General features: G+C 38.4%; 1 protein-coding gene. It reads right to left on the reverse strand.

The window, feature by feature from the left end:
* Window positions 1-3,160, reverse strand: a 3,160-nt coding sequence (locus M2372_RS25490; protein WP_259081427.1) for a condensation domain-containing protein, incomplete at both ends; no start/stop codon positions are given.

The following is a 3,160-nucleotide window of genomic DNA, read 5'->3' on the forward strand; positions in this document are numbered from 1 at the left end:
GAAGGTTATAAGCAGCTATTAAATGGTTGGCTAAACGGTTGGATCTTTCGTTCAGTTCTTTATAAGAAAGCTTGACATCTTTATATACTAAAGCTATATGATCAGGCGTTATTTCAGCCTGATTTTCAAACAGCTCATGAATTGTTCTGTCTGATGGATATGCATTCTCTGTAGCATTCCATATCTGCATTAATTCTAACTGTTCTTTTGGAAGATAGGAAAGTTCACCAGATGTAATTTTCCAGTTTTCTAACATTTGAGCCAAAATACTCTTCATCCCTTCTGTCAGATTCTCCATTGTTTTATGTTCAAAGAGAGCTCCTTCATAATTAATCTTCATAATTACACTGTCCCCATGTTCAAACGCCATGATTCCTAATGGGTAATCCAGTTTTTCTACTCCTCCTTTGAAAACAAATCCCACTTCATTGCTGTCCTCACCTGCTTCAGGCACCGGATAGTTTTCATATACAAATAAACTACTGAAAATACGGCTCGAATCCTGATTAAGTTCAGCAAGGCTCATATCACTATGGGTATTCAACTCACTGGATCTATGCTGAATCTCTGAAATAACATCAGTCACCAGACCTTCTTTATGCTGTACAATCAATGGAAGTGTGTTGATAAATAACCCTGCGGAAGATTCTATTCCATCTACAGGTAAGCTTCGTCCGGATACGGTGGTTCCTACAACGGTAGTTTCCAGTCCACTGTATATTCTCAACTGATTATGCCATAGATACTGGAGAACAGCATTCACGGTAAATCCGTTTTCAGTGGTAAATCTTTTCAACTGCTGATACTGATCATCTCCAATCGTCATCGTCACAAGGCTATGCTCTTTGATCTGGCGATAGGTTCCAAGATCGATATGTCTTTGAGAGTCTTTAATCAGGCTGCTCAGGTCTTCACGATCTTCAAGGGTTGCCATATAGTCTTTCCAGAAGCTTCGGCTGGCATCTTTATGCTGTTGAAGGTATTTTTGGGTATTGATATATGCCTGATCGGTCATCCATTCAGATTTCTGATCTTTAATCAAACTCAGATAAATATCATGGATTCTTTTCAGGATGATCGGCATACTCCATCCATCCAATACAGCATGATGGTTGCTGAACAGACAGGTATAATGTTTCTCTGAACGTTTGAACAGATAGACTCTGAACAGTCTGCTTTCTGACAGGTCATAGACTTCAAAACGATCTTTCTGAGTCAATTCCTTAATCAGTTCCTCCTGCTCTTCTTCATTCATTCCGGTTATATCCTGATAACGCCAGTCCAGAGGACTTTCTTTATCAATAACCTGAACAATCTCTTCGCTCCAGTCAAATCTAAGTCGTAATGCAGGAAACTGCTGCTGGGTATGTGACCACGCTTCTTTAAGCTTATCTGTATTGATCCCAGCAAGATAATCCCAGGTTAACTGTATACGGTAAGCGTCATCTTTATCTCCCTGACTCAATGCATGATATACAAATCCTTCCTGAAGACTGTTTGCAAGATATACGCCTTCAATCTCAACTGATTCCTGAAGATTGACAAGTTGCTTAGCACTTATGATATGATCTATATCTGACGGAGTAAGGAAACTTCTTGTGTTTTTAGACAGTTCATCAATAATGGTAATCATCTGATCTTTAAAACTCTGAGCAAACCGTGTTACCTTGTCCTGCTCTAAATGAGCTGAAATTCTAAAACGAAGTTCTCCATCTACAACAGCCCCATTGATTCCGATAAGATAACTTCCACGGTTAGATTCTCCAATGGAAACTCCATTATCTTCAGCCGCAATAAACCATGTTTTTTCTCCCGAATTTTCTTCCTGATCAAGCTGTCCAAGATAGTTGAAACTTATTTTTGGAAGTTCCTGATCTGTATACCCTACCAGGTTTCCATAACCAATACCATTGTTTGGAATACTTCTCAGTGCTTCTTTGGTCAGAACTACGGTATCATTTACTTCTTTTCCTGTTTCCAGCAATAGCGGATACATAGAAGTAAACCAGCCAACTGTTTCAGTAATATCCAGGTTATCAAATATTTCTTCACGCCCGTGACTTTCCAATAAGACAGCATGGTGGCTATCTCCTGTCAAGTCTCCAAGTGCTGTTGCTAATGCAGAAAGTAAAAGATCGTTGATCTGAGTTTGATAGACATGATGGCTTCCTCTGATCAGTTTTTCAGTATACTCTTTATCCAGCGCAAGAATATCATGGTGTTGCTCCTGAACAGAAAGCGCTTCCAGTGTATTATTGGTTTGGTTCACTGTCTTTGTGATTCTGTTCCAATACGATAATTCCAGGTCTCTGGCTTCTGAATTTTCAGATTTATAGCCTTTTATGGCTTCTGTCCATTGACGGTAGCTGCTTCCTTTCTTTATCTGATAGTTTTCACCTTTTTCAAGGGATTGGTAAATATTCTTTAAGTCTTCAGTGATGATTCTCCAGCTTACCACATCGATAATCAGGTGATGGAAAGCAAAGAAAATTCTGGCTGTATGATCTTCATATCCCGTAATATAACCTATATGATATAACGGTCCTTTTTCTATGTCAAATTGTTTCTGCCATCCTGTAAATATCTCGGGTAATTCATCTGAATGTATTGATGAAACGTCAAGATAACTGATTTCTGCAAAAGCTTTCTCATCTCCGTATTGCTGACTATATAATCCGTTTTCTTTCGGATACTGCATTCTGAATACATCATGTTTTTCAATCAGAAGGTTAATACTTTGTTCAAAAATTGCCTTATCCAATTCGGGAACATTCAATAAAAATGATTGATTCCAGTGATTAAAATCCGGAAGATATCCTAATTCTATCTGACTGAAGAACCATTCCTGAATTGGTAAAAACGGAACATTTCCGACAAGAATTCCCTGTTCAGTAAGCAGTTCAATCTGTGTAGCAGATTTCTTTTCTTCAATAAGTTTTGCCAGTACTGCCGGAGTTCTTGATGAAAAGACCTCTTTTACATTGACTCTTACATCCAAACGTTGCTTCATCCTTCCTACCAACTGAATACTGATGATACTATCCCCTCCTAATCTGAAGAAATCGTCATGAATACTGATCGTTTCAGCATTAATTCCTAATACTTCACCATATACTGCAACAAGCTGTTTTTCAAGATCTGTCTCCGGTGCAATATAGTT

It is taken from the genome of Chryseobacterium sp. BIGb0232, assembly GCF_024810195.1.
Classification (GTDB): domain Bacteria; phylum Bacteroidota; class Bacteroidia; order Flavobacteriales; family Weeksellaceae; genus Chryseobacterium; species Chryseobacterium pennae.